Source organism: Hymenobacter nivis (assembly GCF_006439025.1).
Taxonomy (GTDB): Bacteria; Bacteroidota; Bacteroidia; order Cytophagales; family Hymenobacteraceae; genus Hymenobacter; species Hymenobacter nivis_A.
On record NZ_RCYZ01000003.1, the window covers coordinates 511,035 to 527,484 of the forward strand.

At 66.9% G+C, this 16,450-nt stretch carries 16 protein-coding genes; 10 read left to right on the forward strand and 6 right to left on the reverse strand.

Going from position 1 to position 16,450, the window contains the following annotated elements; all coding sequences use genetic code 11:
- Positions 1–4 precede the first annotated feature (4 nt).
- Positions 5–622 carry a hypothetical protein gene (locus EAH73_RS10045; protein WP_140466349.1) on the forward strand — a complete coding sequence of 206 codons (618 nt, stop codon included), beginning with the start codon at positions 5–7 and terminating at the stop codon, positions 620–622.
- An 11-nt stretch (positions 623–633) separates the two neighbouring features.
- On the opposite strand, the gene EAH73_RS10050 is transcribed toward EAH73_RS10045, so the two are convergent.
- Entirely contained in the window at positions 634–879 is a 246-nt protein-coding gene (locus EAH73_RS10050) for a hypothetical protein (protein ID WP_140466350.1), read from the reverse strand.
- Between the two features lie 207 nt (positions 880–1,086).
- On the opposite strand from EAH73_RS10050, the gene EAH73_RS10055 reads away from it, so the two are divergent.
- A complete protein-coding gene (locus EAH73_RS10055) occupies positions 1,087–1,497 on the forward strand; it encodes a hypothetical protein (protein ID WP_140466351.1) in 411 nt (136 codons plus the stop codon).
- A 205-nt stretch (positions 1,498–1,702) separates the two neighbouring features.
- Here the strand turns inward: EAH73_RS10055 and EAH73_RS10060 are convergent, their stop codons facing one another.
- Together EAH73_RS10060 and EAH73_RS10065 are read right to left on the reverse strand one after the other, a co-directional pair.
- The gene (locus EAH73_RS10060) at positions 1,703–2,038 is read right to left on the reverse strand and encodes an ASCH/PUA domain-containing protein (RefSeq protein ID WP_140466352.1); all 336 of its coding nucleotides are present in this window, start codon (positions 2,036–2,038) and stop codon (positions 1,703–1,705) included.
- Positions 2,039–2,209: 171 nt separating this feature from the next.
- The gene (locus tag EAH73_RS10065; protein ID WP_140466353.1) at positions 2,210–2,719 is read right to left on the reverse strand and encodes a DUF2721 domain-containing protein; all 510 of its coding nucleotides are present in this window, start codon (positions 2,717–2,719) and stop codon (positions 2,210–2,212) included.
- 73 nt (positions 2,720–2,792) lie between these two features.
- On the opposite strand from EAH73_RS10065, the gene EAH73_RS10070 reads away from it, so the two are divergent.
- The 3 genes from EAH73_RS10070 to EAH73_RS10080 all read left to right on the forward strand — a co-directional run bounded on the left by EAH73_RS10070 (position 2,793) and on the right by EAH73_RS10080 (position 7,866).
- The gene (locus EAH73_RS10070; RefSeq protein ID WP_140466354.1) at positions 2,793–4,634 is read left to right on the forward strand and encodes a T9SS type A sorting domain-containing protein; all 1,842 of its coding nucleotides are present in this window, start codon (positions 2,793–2,795) and stop codon (positions 4,632–4,634) included.
- A 45-nt stretch (positions 4,635–4,679) separates the two neighbouring features.
- Positions 4,680–6,038 (forward strand): YfcC family protein, encoded by a 1,359-nt coding sequence (locus EAH73_RS10075; RefSeq protein WP_140466355.1) that lies wholly within the window; start codon positions 4,680–4,682, stop codon positions 6,036–6,038.
- Positions 6,039–6,204: 166 nt separating this feature from the next.
- Complete coding sequence (locus tag EAH73_RS10080; RefSeq protein ID WP_140466356.1) at positions 6,205–7,866, forward strand: M1 family metallopeptidase; 1,662 nt, start codon at positions 6,205–6,207, stop codon at positions 7,864–7,866.
- Positions 7,867–8,275: 409 nt separating this feature from the next.
- Here EAH73_RS10080 and EAH73_RS10085 read toward each other — a convergent pair whose 3' ends face one another.
- Positions 8,276–8,683 carry a DUF6960 family protein gene (locus EAH73_RS10085; RefSeq protein ID WP_140466357.1) on the reverse strand — a complete coding sequence of 136 codons (408 nt, stop codon included), beginning with the start codon at positions 8,681–8,683 and terminating at the stop codon, positions 8,276–8,278.
- Positions 8,684–8,920: 237 nt separating this feature from the next.
- Here EAH73_RS10085 and EAH73_RS10090 point away from each other — a divergent pair, with 237 nt between their 5' ends.
- Positions 8,921–10,789, forward strand: coding sequence for an alpha-amylase family glycosyl hydrolase (locus tag EAH73_RS10090; protein ID WP_240047203.1), 1,869 nt, complete (start codon positions 8,921–8,923; stop codon positions 10,787–10,789).
- Positions 10,790–10,866: 77 nt separating this feature from the next.
- Positions 10,867–11,793, forward strand: a complete 927-nt coding sequence (locus EAH73_RS10095) for a YitT family protein (protein ID WP_140466358.1) — start codon at positions 10,867–10,869, stop codon at positions 11,791–11,793.
- A gap of 90 nt (positions 11,794–11,883) precedes the next feature.
- Here the strand turns inward: EAH73_RS10095 and EAH73_RS10100 are convergent, their stop codons facing one another.
- Together EAH73_RS10100 and EAH73_RS10105 are read right to left on the reverse strand one after the other, a co-directional pair.
- On the reverse strand, positions 11,884–12,516 hold the full coding sequence (locus tag EAH73_RS10100; RefSeq protein WP_140466359.1) for a nitroreductase family protein: 633 nt from the start codon (positions 12,514–12,516) through the stop codon (positions 11,884–11,886).
- 98 nt (positions 12,517–12,614) lie between these two features.
- Positions 12,615–13,496: a DUF5694 domain-containing protein gene (locus tag EAH73_RS10105; RefSeq protein ID WP_140466360.1), complete on the reverse strand. Its 882-nt coding sequence runs from the start codon at positions 13,494–13,496 to the stop codon at positions 12,615–12,617.
- Between the two features lie 236 nt (positions 13,497–13,732).
- Between EAH73_RS10105 and EAH73_RS10110 the strand changes: the two genes are divergently transcribed.
- The 3 genes from EAH73_RS10110 to EAH73_RS10120 all read left to right on the forward strand — a co-directional run bounded on the left by EAH73_RS10110 (position 13,733) and on the right by EAH73_RS10120 (position 16,357).
- On the forward strand, positions 13,733–14,467 hold the full coding sequence (locus EAH73_RS10110) for a hypothetical protein (RefSeq protein WP_140466361.1): 735 nt from the start codon (positions 13,733–13,735) through the stop codon (positions 14,465–14,467).
- A 3-nt stretch (positions 14,468–14,470) separates the two neighbouring features.
- Entirely contained in the window at positions 14,471–15,505 is a 1,035-nt protein-coding gene (locus EAH73_RS10115; RefSeq protein ID WP_140466362.1) for a sensor histidine kinase, read from the forward strand.
- Positions 15,506–15,625: 120 nt separating this feature from the next.
- Positions 15,626–16,357, forward strand: a complete 732-nt coding sequence (locus EAH73_RS10120; RefSeq protein WP_140466363.1) for a LytR/AlgR family response regulator transcription factor — start codon at positions 15,626–15,628, stop codon at positions 16,355–16,357.
- Positions 16,358–16,450: the final 93 nt, after the last annotated feature.

Here is a 16,450-nt window from a genome sequence, read left to right on the forward strand (position 1 = left end):
CCGCATGATTATTTACGGAACCAACGGCGCGCACCTGCACACGGCGCCGCTGCCCGGCCTGGCCTGCCCCTCCTGCGCCACCCCCGAGGCCTTGCAGCTCAGCGTGTTCAGCCGCTACGTGCACATTTACTACGTGCCGGTGCTGCCCTACAGCCGGCCCGCCGTGACGCAGTGCCTGCACTGCCAGCAGGCCTGGGACGAAAAGGCGCTGCCCGCCGCCATCCGCCCCGAGGTGCAGGCCTTCAAAAAGCAGTTCCGGGCCCCTATCTGGCACTGGACCGGCGTGTTTCTGCTGGTGGTGGGCATCGTGTGGGCCAGCGTGGCCAGCTCGCGCGACGACAAGGCCAACGCCGCCTTCCTGGCCGCGCCCCGCGCCGGCGACATCTACACGGTGCACGAAAAAGAGGGCGACCCCAACTACTCGCTCCTCAAGGTCGTCAGCGCCGAGGGCAACCTCGTGGAGCTGGTAGCCAACCAGTACCAGGTGAACAACAGCCACCCCATCGACGACCTCAACGCCCCGGCCAAGTACAGCAAAGAATCGTTTTCGCTGACCCTGCTCGACCTGCGCACCATGCAGAACAAGGGCCAGATCACCGACGTGGACCGACCGGGCAAGTAGCCCCAGGGGCCCTACAAGCCCCGCGGCAGTTGCACCCGGGCCAGGTACTCGCCCAGGCCGGCGGGCTTTTGGAACACGTGGATGAAGAGCACGGCTTCCTCGCCGCGGCTGCGCCAGGTTTCGGCATAGAAGTCGTTCACGGCAAACAGCGTCAGGTCGAAGCTGTCCTCCTGGCGCTCGGCCAGGCGGTGGCCGTGGTGGGCCAGGTACTCGGTCTGGCGGCGCTGGTGCAGGGCTTTGAAGTCGGCGAAGGTCATGCGAAGTGGGGAAAGGCAGCGGCCGGGCAAAGGTGGGGCGGCGGCGCGGCTTGCCGCCGGGGTCCGCAACCGGACTGGCATTTACCGCCCTTCGCCGGGCCAGGGGCTCCGCCCATCTGCTGGGGCCCGTGGCGGCAAAACCCTGCCGGTTTAGCACCTGTTAACCAGCTTCTACCTACCCTTTAGTGCACTTTAGCGTCCGTCGCCTTGGCTCCTTACAGCATCCTCCACCGGCCCGACCTCCACGTCTTATTTCTGCGCTGGCTGCGCGAAACTACCCTGGCCGAAGCCCAGGCTTCTTACCTGGAGCTCCTGGCCCAGGCCCAGCGGCACGGCTGCGCCCGCTGGCTGCTCGATGCCCGCCGCGGGGGCCCCATCGATGTGGTGGAGACCAACTGGCTCGCCAGGGAGTTTTTTCCGGAAGCCGCGGCCCAGCTGGCGCCGTCCCCGCTGCGGCTGGCCGTGTTTAGCTCGCCGGCCCGCATCGAACAAATGCACGCCGACGCCGCGGTAGCCGCGCCCGTGGCCCACGCCCTGGCCCCCGAGCGCCCCTACCAGGCCCGCATCTTCACCGACGAAGGCGTGGCCGTGAACTGGCTGCTGGACCAGCCGGCCTAACGCCGCGGGATGGGGCCGGGCGGCCGGGCCGTAGCGCGAACCGAAGAACCGCATTCATCCTCTCCAAGAGCTTAAGGGGCAACGCCCGACCGCGCCAACTACCCACAAAAAACCCCGCGGCCCACAATCGGTAACGATTGCAAAGCGCGGGGACCGAAAACGAGCCGTCGGCGCGGGGGCGCCAGCGGCTCGGGTTACCGGGGGTCTACCAGAGGCGCGTGTCGCTGATGCCGGCCGGCAGCGGCGGGTGCTCGGCCAGGCCCAGCACGCACCAGCCTTCTTCGATGCCGAAGGTGCCGCCTTGCAGCACGTGGCTGGCCCAGCGCAGGGCAATGCGCCCACTGTGGGCCCCGGTTTCGGGGTCGAACTCGCGCAGCAGCAGGGCGTCGCCGGCCCGGAAGTTGCGGTCGTTCAGGCGCACGTCAAACGGTTTGGTGCCGGCTTCGATGGCGGCGTAGCAAGAGGACCAAATGTCCAGCTCGTGGAGCTGGCAGTCGTCGGGGACCGAGACTTGGATGTGGTTCGAAGGGACAATTCTCATAACAATCACTAATTAATTGATAACAGGCGGGGCGCATGCTTTTTCGCGCACCGCAGCAGCAATGTACCCAAAAAGCCGTGGGCGCGGCAAGTAAAACAAAAACAACAGCACCGGCCCAATTGGCCGGTGGGACTTCCCCGGGAAGTACAATAACCGGGCCCTAAATTGAGGTCATGCCAGGGGATTGTGCTGCAGTAAATAGTCCGTCTCAGAGCCTACGTCGCGTAACGCCACCCGCGACTCCCAAATCAACAACACGCTGGCGTAGAAGAACATTCCGCTGCCGGCCAGGGCCAGTCCCGTCAGCAGCCAGGCCGCCGTCAGGGCCAGCACCTCGATGGCCCCGATGACGACGATGCTGGCCACAAAGATACCCAGGGCCAGGTAAAGACAAGTCATGGCCTGTTGCAAGAGCCGGGCGCGGCGGGCCGAAAACACCAGCTGCTGGGTGAGGTAGCCGTGCTCGTCGGCGTCGGGCGGGGCCCCGGCGGCAATGGCATCGCGCAGGGTTTTGAGGGCGGCGGCTACGGCGCGCACCCGCTCCAGGCTGCGGCTCAGGCGCTGCGAGGTGGTGAGCACCAAGGCCCCGCAAGCCGACACCAGAATGGCGGGCGTGACCATGGCCGAGAGCGCCGTGAGGGCCCCGGGCACGTCGCGCAAAAAAGTGGTGGGGTGCGGCATGCCGCGAAGTAACGGCCCGGCCGGCCTGGGTCCCTATCTTCCGCGCCCATTCTTCCTGCTCGCACCCTGCCAAATGCTTACTCCCCGCGTTGATTCAAAAGGCCTCGCGCTGGCGGCGGTTACTCCAGATGCGGGGGCCCCGGGCAGGTCACCGCGCGGAGCGGCCGGGCAGGCCGCTCGTTTCCTACTGGGGCTGCTGCTGGTGCTGGGGGCAGGCAGGGCCCGGGCGCAGGCGCCGGCCTGGCGGGCGGCGGTGGCGGCCAGCTCGACCAGCGGCGATTATTCGTCCGTGAGCGCCACGGCCACCGACGACGCGGGCAACGTGTATTTGGCCGGCAACTTCGCTGGCACGGTCAGCTTCGGTTCCTTCGCCCTCACCAACGCCACCGCCGACGGCCGGCGCGACGCCTTCGTGGCCAAGTGGAGCCCGGCCACCGGCGCTTTCCTCTGGGCCCAGCGCGCCGGGGGCCCCGGCGATGATGGAGCCACCGCCCTGGCCGTAAGCGGGGGCAATGTGTACGTGGCGGGCAGCTTCGGGGGCCCCACGGCCGCGTTTGGGGCGCTCACCCTGGCCAACGCCGACCCTAGTGGCGCCACCCGCGACGTCTTCGTAGCCGAGCTGGCGGCCGATACCGGCGCCTTCGCCTGGGCCCAGCCGGCCGGGGGCCCCGCCGACGACTACGCCACGGCCCTGGCCGCCGCGGGCCCACGGGTGTACGTGGCCGGTGCCTTTGGCAGTGCCACCGCCACTTTCGGCGGCACGGCCCTGGCCCGCGCCGGCAGCGGCGGGGCCGATGCGTTCGTGGCCGCGTTGGAAGCCGGGGGCGCCGGCGCGGCTTTCGCCTGGGCCCAGCGCGCCGGGGGCCCCGGCGACGACGTGGCTACGGGCGTGGCTGTGAGCGGCGCCAGCGTGTACTTGGCCGGCCGCTTTGCCAGCGCCACGGCCGCGTTTGGGCCCCTGGCGCTGGCCAACGTTAACCCCAACGGCAGCCACGACGCCTTCGTGGCCAAGCTGGCCGATGCGGGCCCCAGCGCCGCCTTCGCCTGGGCCCAACGAGCCGGCGGGCCGGGCGATGACCGCGCCAACGCGCTGGCCGTGAGCGGCACCAACGTGTACGTGGCCGGTGAATTTCAGGGCCCCACGGCCACCTTCGGCGGCACCGTGCTGGCCAATACCACTACTGATAATTTGTACTACGACGTGTTTGTGGCCAAGCTGGCCGATGCCGGGCCCAGCGGGGCCTTTGCCTGGGCGCGCCGCGCCGGGGGCCCCGGCGACGACTACGCCAACGCCCTGGCCGTGCGCGGGGCCGACGTGTACATGGCCGGCAGCTTCGCGGGCAACGTGTTGGGCAACGCCGCGGCCACCTTCGGCAGCACCACGTTCACCACCGCCGGCCTCATCGACCTGTACGTGGCCAAGCTGACCGACGCGGGCCCCAGCGGCGCCTTTGCCTGGGCCACGCGGGCCGGCGGGCCGGGCTACGACTACGCCACGGCCGTGGCCCTCGGCACCGCCGGCGTGTACGTGGCCGGCGATTTTGCCAGCGCCTCGGCCAGCTTCGGGGCCCTGGCGGTGGCCAACCCCAACAGCGCCGCCACAGCTTACCTGGCGGTCCTGGGTGACGGCACGGCGCTGGCTACCAGCGCCCCGGCGCCACTGGCCGGCGTGGCGGCCTTCCCCAATCCGGCCCGCGCCAGGGCCACGGTGCGGGTGCCCGCCGTATCCGGCGCGGCGCGGGCCACCGTAGTGCTGCTCGACGCCCGGGGCCGCGTAGTGCGCACGCAAACCGTGCCGCTGCCGGCCGCCGGCACCGCGGCCGAGGTGCCGCTGAACGGCCTGGCCCCGGGCCTCTACCACGTGCTGGTGCAGGCCGGCAGCTGGCGCGCCGTGCAGCCGCTGGTGGTGGAGTAACCTTGGCCCTGGCCGCGTAGCCCCGGGGGCCCCACCTTTGCGCCCATGACGCGTTTCCGTTTTCCCCACCCGCTCGTGCTGCTGATGGGCTTTATTGTGCTGGCCGCGGCGCTGAGCTACGTGCTGCCGGCCGGCGAGTTTGTGCGCCGCCTCGACGCCGCCACCCAGCGCCAGGTGGTCGTGCCTGGCAGCTACCACCCGGTGCCGGCCACGCCCGTGGGGCCCCTTCAAACGCTGGTGGACGTGCCCCGTGGCCTGCTCGACGCCGGGGCCGTGGTGTTCCTGATTTTCCTCTCCGGCGGCGCCTTCACGGTGGTGGACCGCACGGGGGCCCTGCGCTACGGCGTGGACTGGCTGCTGGCCCGCGCCCACGGCCGCGAATGGCTGGTGCTGCCGCTGCTGGCCGCGTTTTTCGCCACCATGGGGGCCCTCGAAAACATGGGAGAAGAAATTATTGCCCTCGTGCCGGTGCTGGTGCTGCTGATGCGGCGCATGGGCTACCCGGCCCTCACGGCGGTGGCCATCAGCACGGGGGCGGCGGCCGTGGGGGCCGCGTTTAGCCCGCTCAACCCCTTCCAGGTGGGCGTGGCCCAGAAGCTGGCGCAGCTGCCGGCCCTCTCGGGCGGCGCCTACCGGGTGGCGCTGCTGGTGCCCGCCCTCGTGCTGTGGACGGCCACCACCATGCGCCACGCCGCCCGCTACCGCGTGGTGCCCAGCGCCGCCGATGCGGCGGCCGACGCGGAAGCCGCCGAACAGGGCCCCGGCGCGGGCCGCCACGGGCTGGTGCTGCTGCTCATGTTCGGGGTGTTTGCCCTGTTTGCCTACGGCGTGGTGCGGCTGAACTGGGACTTCGACCAGATGTCGGCGTTGTTCCTAGCCCTGGGCATCGGGGCGGGGGTACTGGGCGGGCTGGGCCTGAGCGGCACCGCCGACGGCTTCGTGGCGGGCTTCCGCGACATGGCCTTTTCGGCGATGCTGGTGGGGTTCGCGCGGGCCATTTTTGTGGTGCTCGAACAGGGCCACATCGTCGATACTTTGGTGCAGGCCCTGGCCGCGCCGCTGGCCCACCTACCCGTGGCCGCCGCCGCCCTGGGCATGATGGGCGTGCAAACCGCCCTGCACCTGCCCGTGCCCAGCGTCAGCGGCCAGGCCACGCTCACCATGCCGCTGCTCGTGCCCCTGGCCGACCTCATCGGCCTTTCGCGCCAGGTGGTGGTGCTGGCCTTCCAGTACGCCGCCGGCCTCTGCGAGCTAATAACGCCCACCAACGGGGCCCTCATGGCCATGCTCGCCGCCTGCGGCGTGGGCTTCGACGAGTGGCTGCGCTTCGCGGGGCCCCGCTACCTGGCGCTGCTGGCGCTGGGCGCCGCGGGCGTGGTAGCGGCCATCTACCTAGGGGTGTAGCACGCTGTAGCGCGCTTCGTCCTACCGATAATCGGGCAGCCACCGTTCAGCGCTGCGGACCACAAAGCCCGCACTACAGACTGACAGCGCGCGCCGACATAATGGCCCGTCGTGCAGCCCTGCGTTTAGCATGCCGTTCTTTGGGGCCCGAACAGTACCTCCTCCCATGCTTCTGAAAAAAGCCCTCCTTTTGGCTGCCCTGTGGGGCCCCGCGCAGCTCGCCAGCGCCCAACTGATGCAGCCCAAGCTGGCCTTCACGCGGGCCGATACGCTGCGCGGCGGCCAGCCGGCGGCCCGCACCTGCTACGACATCAAGTACTACCACCTCGACGTGCGCCTCGACCCGGCCCAGCAATCCGTGAGCGGCAGCAACCTGTTCCGGTTTGCGGCCACGCAGGACTTCACGCGCCTGCAGTTCGACCTTTTTGCCAACCTTGCGGTGGATAAAGTGCTGTACCGCGGGCAGTCGGTGCCGTTCGTGCGCGAGGCCAACGCGGTGTTCGTCACCTTCCCGCAGGCTATCAAGAAGGGGGCACAGGACGAGTTCACGGTACAGTACAGCGGCAAGCCCACCGTGGCCAAAAAAGCGCCCTGGGACGGCGGCCTGGTGTTTGCCAAAGACGCGCAGGGGGCCCCGTGGGTGGCCAGCGCCTGCCAGGGCGTGGGCGCCAGCATCTGGTGGCCTACCAAGGACCAGCAGGCCGACGAGGTAGATTCCATGCTCATCAGCATCAGCGTACCCACCGGTTTGCAAGACGTGTCGAATGGCCGCCTGCGCCGCGTGACGGACCTGAAGGACGGCTACACGCGCTTCGACTGGGCCGTGCGCAACCCCATCAACAACTACGACGTGGCTCTGAACGTGGGCCACTACACCCACTTCAGCGATACCTACGCCGGCGAGAAGGGGCCCCTGACGCTGGACTATTGGGTACTGCCCGCCAACCTGGCCAAGGCCAAAACCCACTTCGCGGCCAACGTAAAGCCCATGCTCAAATCGATGGAGCACTGGTTTGGGCCCTACCCGTTTTACGAGGACGGCTACAAGCTGGTGGACGCCCCGCACCTGGGCATGGAGCACCAGAGCGCCGTGGCCTACGGCAACAAGTACCTGAACGGCTACCTCGGCTCCGACCGTTCGGGCTCGGGCTGGGGCGCCACCTGGGACTTTATCATCATCCACGAGAGCGGCCACGAGTGGTTTGGCAACAACATCACCAGCAAGGACATTGCCGACATGTGGGTGCACGAGGGCTTCACGTGCTACTCGGAGGCGCTGTTTGTGGAGAGCCAATTTGGCAAGCCCGCCGGCCAGGCCTACGTGCACGGCCAGCGCCAAAACATCCAGAACGCGGCGCCCATCCTGGGGCCCTACGGCGTGAACAAGGAAGGCTCGGGCGACATGTACGACAAGGGCAGCAACCTGCTGAACATGGTGCGCACCGTGGTGAACGACGACGAGAAGTGGCGCCAGATGCTGCGTGGCCTCGGCAAAACCTTCTACCACCAAACCGTCACCGGCGACCAGGTCATTGCCTACCTCAGCAAAGAGTCGGGCCGCGATTTGACCAAGATTTTCGCCCAGTACCTGCAGTACAGCACCTTGCCCATCCTGGAGGTGCGCTTCAGCAAAACCCAGCCCCCCATGTGCCGCTGGCAGGCCAGCGTGCCGGGCTTCGACCTGCCGGTGCGCGTGCGCACCAAGGGGGGCGAGTACCGCTTCCTCACCCCCACCACCAAGTGGGCCCCCCTGGCCCTGCCCGGCGCCACCCTGGAGAACGTGGAAGTGGACACGTTTAATTACTACATCGGCGTGCTGGTGGAGTAGGTTTTTAGGTTTACGGATTCGCCAGGGCCTGTCATCCTGAACGCAGTGAAGGACTTGAGGACAGCGAAACGATTTGCAGTGAACAATTACTGCAAACCGTTCAGCTGTCCTCAGGTCCTTCACTGCGTTCAGGATGACAGTTATTCTTTCTTATAATAAACGCTAACTACTTCTCCCCACTGGCGCGAGTTTAGGCGAAGCCCTAACTCGTGCCTGCCTTGGCGTGGAGGCTGCGCCTCCACTGCCGCGCCAGCGGCACCACGGGTTGAAAGGGGCGAAACGACGGCCTCTCGGGTCGTTCCACGCGAGGCACAGCCTCGCCCGATTTGCCGACACGAGTTACGCTGCGCTAAACTCGCGCCAGAGGGGGACCAGGGGGCCAGAGGGACCAGCCGCGGCCACTTCTGCGCTACCCGAACCGCAGCTCGTCGGCGCGGAAGACGCGGGCCAGCTTGCGCTTGCGCTGCACGATTTGGTAGGTGGCCTGGTCAGTGGCCTCGTTCCAGAACACGTCCGACACCAGGCCGAAGCTGCGGTACTGGCCCAGGGCGGGCATAATCTCTTCCACCTCGTCGCCGAAGCTGAAGGGCGGCTTCTGGCTGATTTCTTGGAACAGCTCGGGCCGCACCAAGAACTGCTGCTCGTCGTAGCGCAGCGTGAGCCACTCATTCTCTTCGTCTTCGCTCACTTTTTCGAACAGCTTGCCCACCGGCTCCAGCAGCTCGAAGGCGCGGCGGTTGGCGGGGTGCACGTAGCGGAAGCCGTAGGCGGGCGTCCAGCCGTAGAGGCCGTGAATAAGAGGTTTTGGGCGGGGCATCCGGGCGAATAGGGGTGGTGAACGGGCAATAAACAACCCCGGGGCCCAAATTGCTCATTCCGCTGGCAAATTAGCTGCGCGTACTAAGTAATCGGTTGCCTAACCAGGTGGTGGCCAAGCGGAATAGCGCAATGCTTAGGTTCAGTTAGACTAAAAATGGAAACGTGCGTATAAGTGCGCACCCCGCCCGCCACCGGCCGTTCTTTGGCCGCGCCAGCGGGGTATTTTATGCCCTTTATGTCCACCACTGTTCCTCTGACCCGTTCAGCTGCTCCCGCTAAAAAAACTTCTACCCCCGTTGCCCTTCCCCAGCCCACCCCCAGCACGCACGGCGGCATGGGCGCCGTGCCCTACGACGGCGGCACCACCTTCCGGGTGTGGGCCCCCCACGCCGACACCGTGGCCGTGGTCGGCACCTTCAACGATTGGAACGGCCAGGCCAATGCCCTCAAGCACGAGGCCGACGGCTACTGGGCCACCGATGTGGCCGGGGCCAAGCCCGGCGCCGAGTACAAGTTTGAAATCACTAACGGCGACCAAACGTTCCGCCGCAACGACCCCTACGCCCGCGAGGTGACCAACTCGGCCGGCAACTCGGTGGTGTTCGACCCTAGCTTCGACTGGGCCGACGACGACTTCCGCATGCCGGCCTGGAACGACCTCGTGATTTACGAGCTGCACGTAGGCACCTTCAATGCCCCCGACGCCGACAAGGTGGGCACGTTCATGGGCGTGGTGGACAAGCTGCCCTACCTGCGCGACCTGGGCATCAACTGCATCGAATTGCTGCCGGCCACCGAGTTTCCGGGCTCGCGCTCATGGGGCTACAACCCTGCCAACCCCTTTGCGCTGGAGAGCGACTACGGCGGGCCCCTGGCCTTCAAGGAGATGGTGAAGGCGGCCCACCAGCACGGCATCGCCGTGGTGCTCGACGTGGTGTACAACCACTTCGGCCCCGGCGACCTCGACCTGTGGCAGTTCGACGGCTGGAGCGAGAACGGCGGCGGCGGCATCTACTTCTACAACGACTGGAAGGCCAAGACGCCCTGGGGCGACAACCGCCCCGACTACGGCCGCCCCGAGGTGCGCCAGTACATCCGCGACAACGCCATGATGTGGCTGGAGGACTACCGCGTGGACGGCCTGCGCGCCGACGCCATTGCCTTCATCCGCAACGTGAAGGGCGAGGAAGACCCCGGCGATAACTTGCCCGAGGGCTGGAGCCTGATGAGCTGGATCAACGAGGAGATTGACAGCAAGATGCCCTGGAAAATCACCATCGCCGAGGACATGCGCGGCAACGACGGCATCACGGCCGCGGTGGCCGAAGGCGGCCAAGGCTTCAACTCGCAGTGGGACTCGGCCTTCGTGTACCCCATGCACGAGGCCATTACGGCCGCCAGCGACGCCGACCGCGACATGCACGCCGTGGCCGGCGCCATCACCCAGACCTACAACGGCGACGCGTTCCGCCGGGTGATTTACACCGAAAGCCATGACGAGGTGGCCAACGGCAAGAGCCGCATCCCGGAGGAAATCATGCCCGGCGCCGCCGATTCGTGGTTCCCGAAGAAGCGCGCCGTGCTGGGAGCCGCCATTGTGCTCACCGCCCCGGGCCTGCCCATGCTGTTCCAGGGCCAGGAGTTCCTGGCCGATGGCTCGTTCAACGACAACGAGCCCCTGCAGTGGGGCCGCGCCGAAGAATTCAAGGGCTTGGTGCAGCTCTACCGCGACCTGATCCGGCTGCGCCGCAACCTCGACGGCCACACCCGTGGCTTGGGCGGCCAGCACACCCGCATCCTGCACATCAACAACGAGGAAAAAGTGATTGCCTTTGCCCGCTGGGCCGACGGCGACGGGGGCCCTGGCGACACGGTGGTGGTCATCGCCAACTTCGCCGATAAAACCCACGAAGCCTACCGCATCGGCCTGCCCGCCGGCGGCGACTGGCCGTGCCGCTTCAACTCGGATTGGCAGGGCTACGACGGCTCGTTTGGCGACTACGGCTGCCTTGGCACCACGGCCGCCGCCGGCGAATACGACGGCCTGGGCTGGCACGGCAGCGTGGCCCTGGCGCCCTACGGCGTGGTGGTGCTGGCCCAATAGGGCCCCGGCGCGCAGCGCTCATTTTGTAGCTTTACCCGAAACCCCAGTCATCTGGGGTTTCGTTTTATACCCCTGCCATGGAAGAAAACCCTACCTCTGAAATTGCGGCCGCCCTCCCCCTCTCCGGCAACGCCGCTACCGTCAACACCCCCAATTCGGAGCTCAAAAACGCAGCTTTTATCCTGGCCGGCGTGGCCTCGGCGGCATTTGGCTTAAAAGGATTCCTGCTATCGAGCCACTTCATCGACGGCGGCGTGACTGGTATTTCGATGCTGCTAGCCGCCGTGATGCACTTGCCCCTGTCGGTGCTCATCCTGGTGTTCAACCTGCCCTTCATTGCCCTGGGCTTGAACCAACTGGGCAAAAAATTTGCCTTGCGCAGCGCCATCGGCATCGGGGGCTTGGCCTTGGTAATTGCCGTGGTGCCGTTTCCCGACGTCACGCACGACCACCTGCTCACGGCCGTGTTCGGGGGCGTGTTCATCGGGGCGGGCATTGGGCTGGCCATGCGCGGCGGGGCCGTGCTCGACGGCACCGAAATTGCCGCCCTGCTCGTGAGCCGCCACCTGAGCTTGCTCAAGGTCAGCGACTTGATTTTGATTCTTAACCTCGTCATCTTCAGCGTAGCCGTGGCCGTGCTCGGCACCGAGGCGGCGCTGTACTCCATGCTCACCTACTTTGCCGCGGCGCGGGTATTGGAGTTCGTGCTCAACGGCATCGAGCAGTACACGGGCGTCACCATCGTGTCGGAACACAGCGACGACATCCGCAAGGCCATCACCGAGAAGCTGGGCCGCGGCGTGACCATGTACCAAGGCAAGGCCGGCTACGGCAAGCGCGGCGAAATGGGCCAGGAGCGCGACATCGTGTTCACGGTCGTCACGCGCCTGGAGCTGCCCGGCCTCCGCGCCCAAGTGAAGGACATTGACCCCCGCGCCTTCATCGTGCAGTACCGCGTCGACGACGCCCAGGGCGGCATCATCAAGCAGCGCGCCCTGCACTAAGCCAAACGCATTGCCCCGCCCGGGGCCCTAAAAAAGGCCTTCCTGCTTGCGCGGGAAGGCCTTTTTCTGTTATGCGGCACCGGCGCAGGGCTACACCGGGGCTTGGTCGTAGCGCTCCCCTTCGGGCTGGGGCCAGCCGCCTTCAAACACGAACTCGGCCAGCGGCTTGCGCACGCGGGGGGCCATTTCGCGCTCGCGCAGGGCGTCGGGCAGGCCGGCGGGGTCGCCGGGGTAGCCGAGGGTGAAGACCGCCACCGGCGCGTAGTCCTCGGGCACACCGAACGCGGCGCGCACCTTATCGGCCGAGAAACCGGCCATTTGGTGGATTTGCAGGCCCAATTCGGCCCCCTGAACGGCGAGCGTGGCCACGGCCTGGCCCACGTCGTGCGTGGCCCAGGCGTTGGCGTTGCCGTCGTGCGAGAACGTTGTTTTGGCCACGCTTACCACCAGCACGGGCGCGGCCTTGGCCCAGGCCTGGTTGAACTCGGCCAGGCTGGCCAAGATCTTGTCGTAGGCCTCGGCCGAGGTGGCGCGGTTGCCCACCAAAAAGCGCCACGGCTGCTCGCCAAAGCACGAGGAGGCCGACGAGGCGGCCGCGAATACTTGCTGCAAAGCCTCGGCCGGCACGGGCTGGTCGGCGTAGGCGCGGGGGCTGCGGCGCTGGGTCAGCACGGGCAGGATTTCGTGTTCGAGGGTGAGGACGTTGGTGGTGTCGGCGGCCATTGCGGAAGGGGATAAGAGGAGGGGTACCGGCGCCGGGCAGCCGCCCGGGAACCGGCGTGCAAACTACGACCGAGCCGTATTGTTGGGGCCCCGGGGCCCTACTTGGCTTGCAGCAGCGGCACCACGTCGGCCACCTCAAACAGCGAGTTGTACTGGAGAATGGCCTTCAAAAACGCCACGTGCCCCTGCCCGATGACGAGCACCACGGCCTTGTCGTGCTGCACGTCCACTTGCCGCAGCAAGTTGGTGTAGATGCGTACGTTGCGCTTGAAAAACTCGCCCGCCAGGTCGGCCCCCGCGTAGTTGTCGCCCCCTCCAATGCGGGCAAAATCTAGCAGGTAGGCGTCCATCTGGGCCAATTCGGCGGCGCGGGTATTTTGTCGAATAAAGCGCTCCAACAGCGTACCGCCCGGCATTAGGAGCAACTTAGCAGGGCTTTGCCGGGCCCCCACCCGGGCCGCAACGAGCCGGCCGGCGCTGTCCTGGGGTGCGCTAGCAATCGCGCCTTCCAGGATTTTCTCCTGGCCATGTTGCTTGGCATAAGCCTGAGTGGCCTCGAAATCGAGCATCCCGGCGGCATCGGCGCAGTACACCCGGGGGCGGCCCAGCCGCTTGGCCAGGCGGTAGGCTAGTTGGTAAACTTCGTTGTTGCTGGCCTTGAACTGGCCCTGGCGGTACAGGGCGTAGGTGCTGTCTACAAACGGCTGCTCCTTCAACTTGAACTCGATGAACACCTTGTCGGCCCGCGTCTGGGCGAGTTTGCCCACCAGCTCGTCCAGCTCGCGCTGCATTTCGGGCTTTTTCATGTCGGTTTTGGTGCCCTTGTGCAGGTCGGAATCGGAGCCGCTGAAGTGGAACGTGCCCACCAAATACACCTTGATTTTGGCGGGCGCCGCCGGCTTGGTTTGGGCCAAAGCAACGGTGGCGGGCCCCAGCAACGAGAGCAACAGGAGGCGGGCGGCGGTGCGGAAAACGGACATGGCGACGGGGCGAAAGCGGTTTGGTGAACGGCGATGAAGCAAAGGTGCCGGGGCCCCCGGGGGTCCAAAACTTTATTATCCCAACCCCCGCAAACCGGCCGCCAACGCCGCTGGGGGCCCCGGCGGGCGGGTCGTCCGCCGTTTGGCCGGGTTGGGATAATAAAATTTCCGGCCGCCCCGCCCGCCGGCACTTTTGCGCCCGGTTGCTACTGGCCGTTTTCCTCTCCGTTTTTACCATGAAAATTACGCTTACCTGGCCGGGGCTGCTGGCCTTTGGGGCCTTGGTGTTTGGGCTGGCCGAAGCCCACGAGCTGGTGCACACCGGCCTGGGCCGGCTGCTGTGCGGCTGCTGGGGCCCCCGCGACTTCAACGTGTGGAGCCTGTGCAGCACCTGCGCCACCGGGCACCCCTACACCAACCTGGCCGCCACGCTGGCGGGGCCGGCGTTCACGTTTGCCGTAGGCTGGGTGGGCTACGGGCTGCTGGGCCCGCGCCAGCCCGCGGCGCGGCAGTCGCTGGGCTTCGCGCTGGTGATGGCCACCGTGCCGTTTGCCCGTATTCTGGGCGCCGTTTTCATGGGCGGCAACGACGAGGTGTACGCCCTAAGCAAGTTCCTGCCCTACTCCACGGCCTGGGCCCTGGGGGGCGCGCTGGTGGTGCTGGCCACGGTGCCGCCGCTGGTGCGCGCCTGGGCGGCGCTGCGCGGCCAGGCGCGGCCGTGGGTGTTCCTGGCGTTTTTCCTACTGCCCTTTCCCATCGCCGCCGCGGTGCTGCTGGGGGCCCTCAATTCGCTGCTGGCCACCGGCTTTATGGCTACGTACGGCATCTTGGGCTCGCCCCTGCTCATTACGTGCTGGACGGCGGCCGTGGGCGCAGTGCTGGCCCTCTCCTACCGGCACTTATTCGCGCTGGGGCAGCCGGCGGCGGCGCCCGCGGGGCCCGCCGCGCCGGCCCCGGCCGCCTACTTTTAGGCCATGAACCGCCCCCGGATTGCCCTGTACCACGCCCTGGGCTGGGCCCTGCTGATTGCCCACGACGAAGTCGGCGTGCTGATCAACCGCACCACCCACGTGCCCGAATACCTGCTGTTCACGGCCACGCTGTGGCTCACCCAAATGGTGCTGTTTTACTACTGCTTTTCGTTCGTCTACCCGCGCTACTGGCGGCCGGGCCGGGGCCCCCAGCTACTACTGGGCCTGCTGGCCACGCCGCTGGTGTTCGGCGCCGTGCGCTACCTGGTGGAGGAAATGCTGATGCCGGCGCTGTTCGGCCTGCGCAACTACAACCCGAGCAGCTCCTGGCAAGCGTTTGCCATCGACGACGTGTACCTGAGCCCGCCCATCGTGGTGCTGTCGGCTTTGGCCTGGAAAATTGAGGCGGTGCTCCGGCGCGAAAACGACCACGCCACCCAGCTCCTGACGCAGGAAAAAACCCAGGCCGAGTTGGCGTTCCTCAAAACCCAAATCAACCCGCACTTCCTCTACAACACCCTCAACTACCTCTACGCCGAGGCCTACGCCGTGTCGGAGCCGCTGGCCGGGGCCGTGCTGCGCCTTTCCGACCTCATGCGCTACATGCTGCACGAGGGCCCCGACGGCCGCGTGGAGCTGCACCGCGAAGTAGAGTACCTGGAAAACTACCTGGCCCTGCACCGCCTGCGTTTCGAAGACCGGTTTTTTGTGAATTTCCGGCAGCCGGCGGCCGTGGGCGGGCAGCGGGTGGCCTCCCTGCTGCTCGTCCCGTTCGTCGAAAACGCCCTCAAGCACGGCGTCCTCCACCGCCCCGACCAGCCCGTGGACATCTGCCTCACGTTGCCCACGCCGGGCCGCCTGTGCTTCGAGGTGCGCAACCGCGTGGGGCCCCACCCGCGCGACGCCACCACCGGCATCGGCCTGGCCAACCTGCGCCGCCGCCTGGCCCTGCTCTACCCCGGCCGCCACACGCTGGAAGTGCAAAACGACGGCACCGAGCACTACACCCGCTTGGAGCTAGATTTGGGGCCGGCTTAGTTTTTAGTTGTCAGTTGTTCGTTGTCAGTCGTCAGAAAAGGCCGTCATGCTGAGCGCAACGGACTGGGGCCCTGATGACAGACAACTGACAACGAACAACTGACAACTAAAAACCAAAACATGCTCCGCTGCATCGCCGTCGACGACGAGCCCGCCGCCACCCGGCTGCTGGCCGCCTACATCCAAAAAGTGCCCACGCTGGCGCTGGTGGGCACCACCAACAACCCCCTCGAAGCCCTGCAATGGGTGCAGGAGGGCCGCGTCGATTTGGTATTCCTCGACATTCAGATGCCCGAACTCACGGGCTTGCAGTTCCTGAAAATCTGCGGCCGGCAGTGCCGGGTCGTGCTCACCACCGCCTACCCCGAATACGCGCTGGAGGGCTACGAGCACGACGTGGTGGACTACCTGCTCAAGCCCGTGGCCTTCGACCGCTTCCTGCGCGCCGTGCAAAAAGCGCAGACCCTGGCGCTGGGGCCCCCGGCGCCGGCGGCCGCTGCTCCGGCGCCGCTGGGGGCCCCGGCGGCCGACTACCTGTTTGTGAAGGGCGAGAGCAAAAACAAGTTCCTGCGGCTCAACTACGCCGACATCCTGTACGTGGAGGCGCTGAAGAACTACGTGTCCATTGTGGTGCCGGGCCAGCGCATCGTTACCTACCAGACGCTGAAGGACTTGGCCCAGCAGCTGCCGCAGCCGGCGTTTCTGCGGGTACATAAGTCGTTCGTGGTGGCGCTCGACAAAATTCGGCTCGTGGACGGCCACACCGTGTACGTGGGCGAGGCGGCCATTCCGCTGGGCGAAACCTACCGGGAAGGTTTTTTCCAATTAATTCGGGCCCAGAGCCAACCGTGAGCGCCGCGCGGGCCGTACCAAAAATAGTTGGGGCGGGCGCGGCGGCAGCGGCCGGGCCGGCTTACCTTTCGCCGCCGCTGTTTTTTGCACTAT

Bases quoted from the DNA above. Each gene is read 5' to 3' on its own strand.
- EAH73_RS10095 (WP_140466358.1), top strand. From the start codon at position 10,867: ATGGAAGAAAACCCTACCTCTGAAATTGCGGCCGCCCTCCCCCTCTCC.
- EAH73_RS10060 (WP_140466352.1), bottom strand. From the start codon at position 2,038: ATGAGAATTGTCCCTTCGAACCACATCCAAGTCTCGGTCCCCGACGAC.
- EAH73_RS10050 (WP_140466350.1), bottom strand. From the start codon at position 879: ATGACCTTCGCCGACTTCAAAGCCCTGCACCAGCGCCGCCAGACCGAG.
- EAH73_RS10105 (WP_140466360.1), bottom strand. From the start codon at position 13,496: ATGTCCGTTTTCCGCACCGCCGCCCGCCTCCTGTTGCTCTCGTTGCTG.
- EAH73_RS10075 (WP_140466355.1), top strand. From the start codon at position 4,680: ATGACGCGTTTCCGTTTTCCCCACCCGCTCGTGCTGCTGATGGGCTTT.
- EAH73_RS10085 (WP_140466357.1), bottom strand. From the start codon at position 8,683: ATGCCCCGCCCAAAACCTCTTATTCACGGCCTCTACGGCTGGACGCCC.
- EAH73_RS10115 (WP_140466362.1), top strand. From the start codon at position 14,471: ATGAACCGCCCCCGGATTGCCCTGTACCACGCCCTGGGCTGGGCCCTG.
- EAH73_RS10120 (WP_140466363.1), top strand. From the start codon at position 15,626: ATGCTCCGCTGCATCGCCGTCGACGACGAGCCCGCCGCCACCCGGCTG.
- EAH73_RS10065 (WP_140466353.1), bottom strand. From the start codon at position 2,719: ATGCCGCACCCCACCACTTTTTTGCGCGACGTGCCCGGGGCCCTCACG.
- EAH73_RS10045 (WP_140466349.1), top strand. From the start codon at position 5: ATGATTATTTACGGAACCAACGGCGCGCACCTGCACACGGCGCCGCTG.
- EAH73_RS10070 (WP_140466354.1), top strand. From the start codon at position 2,793: ATGCTTACTCCCCGCGTTGATTCAAAAGGCCTCGCGCTGGCGGCGGTT.
- EAH73_RS10100 (WP_140466359.1), bottom strand. From the start codon at position 12,516: ATGGCCGCCGACACCACCAACGTCCTCACCCTCGAACACGAAATCCTG.
- EAH73_RS10090 (WP_240047203.1), top strand. From the start codon at position 8,921: ATGTCCACCACTGTTCCTCTGACCCGTTCAGCTGCTCCCGCTAAAAAA.
- EAH73_RS10080 (WP_140466356.1), top strand. From the start codon at position 6,205: ATGCTTCTGAAAAAAGCCCTCCTTTTGGCTGCCCTGTGGGGCCCCGCG.
- EAH73_RS10110 (WP_140466361.1), top strand. From the start codon at position 13,733: ATGAAAATTACGCTTACCTGGCCGGGGCTGCTGGCCTTTGGGGCCTTG.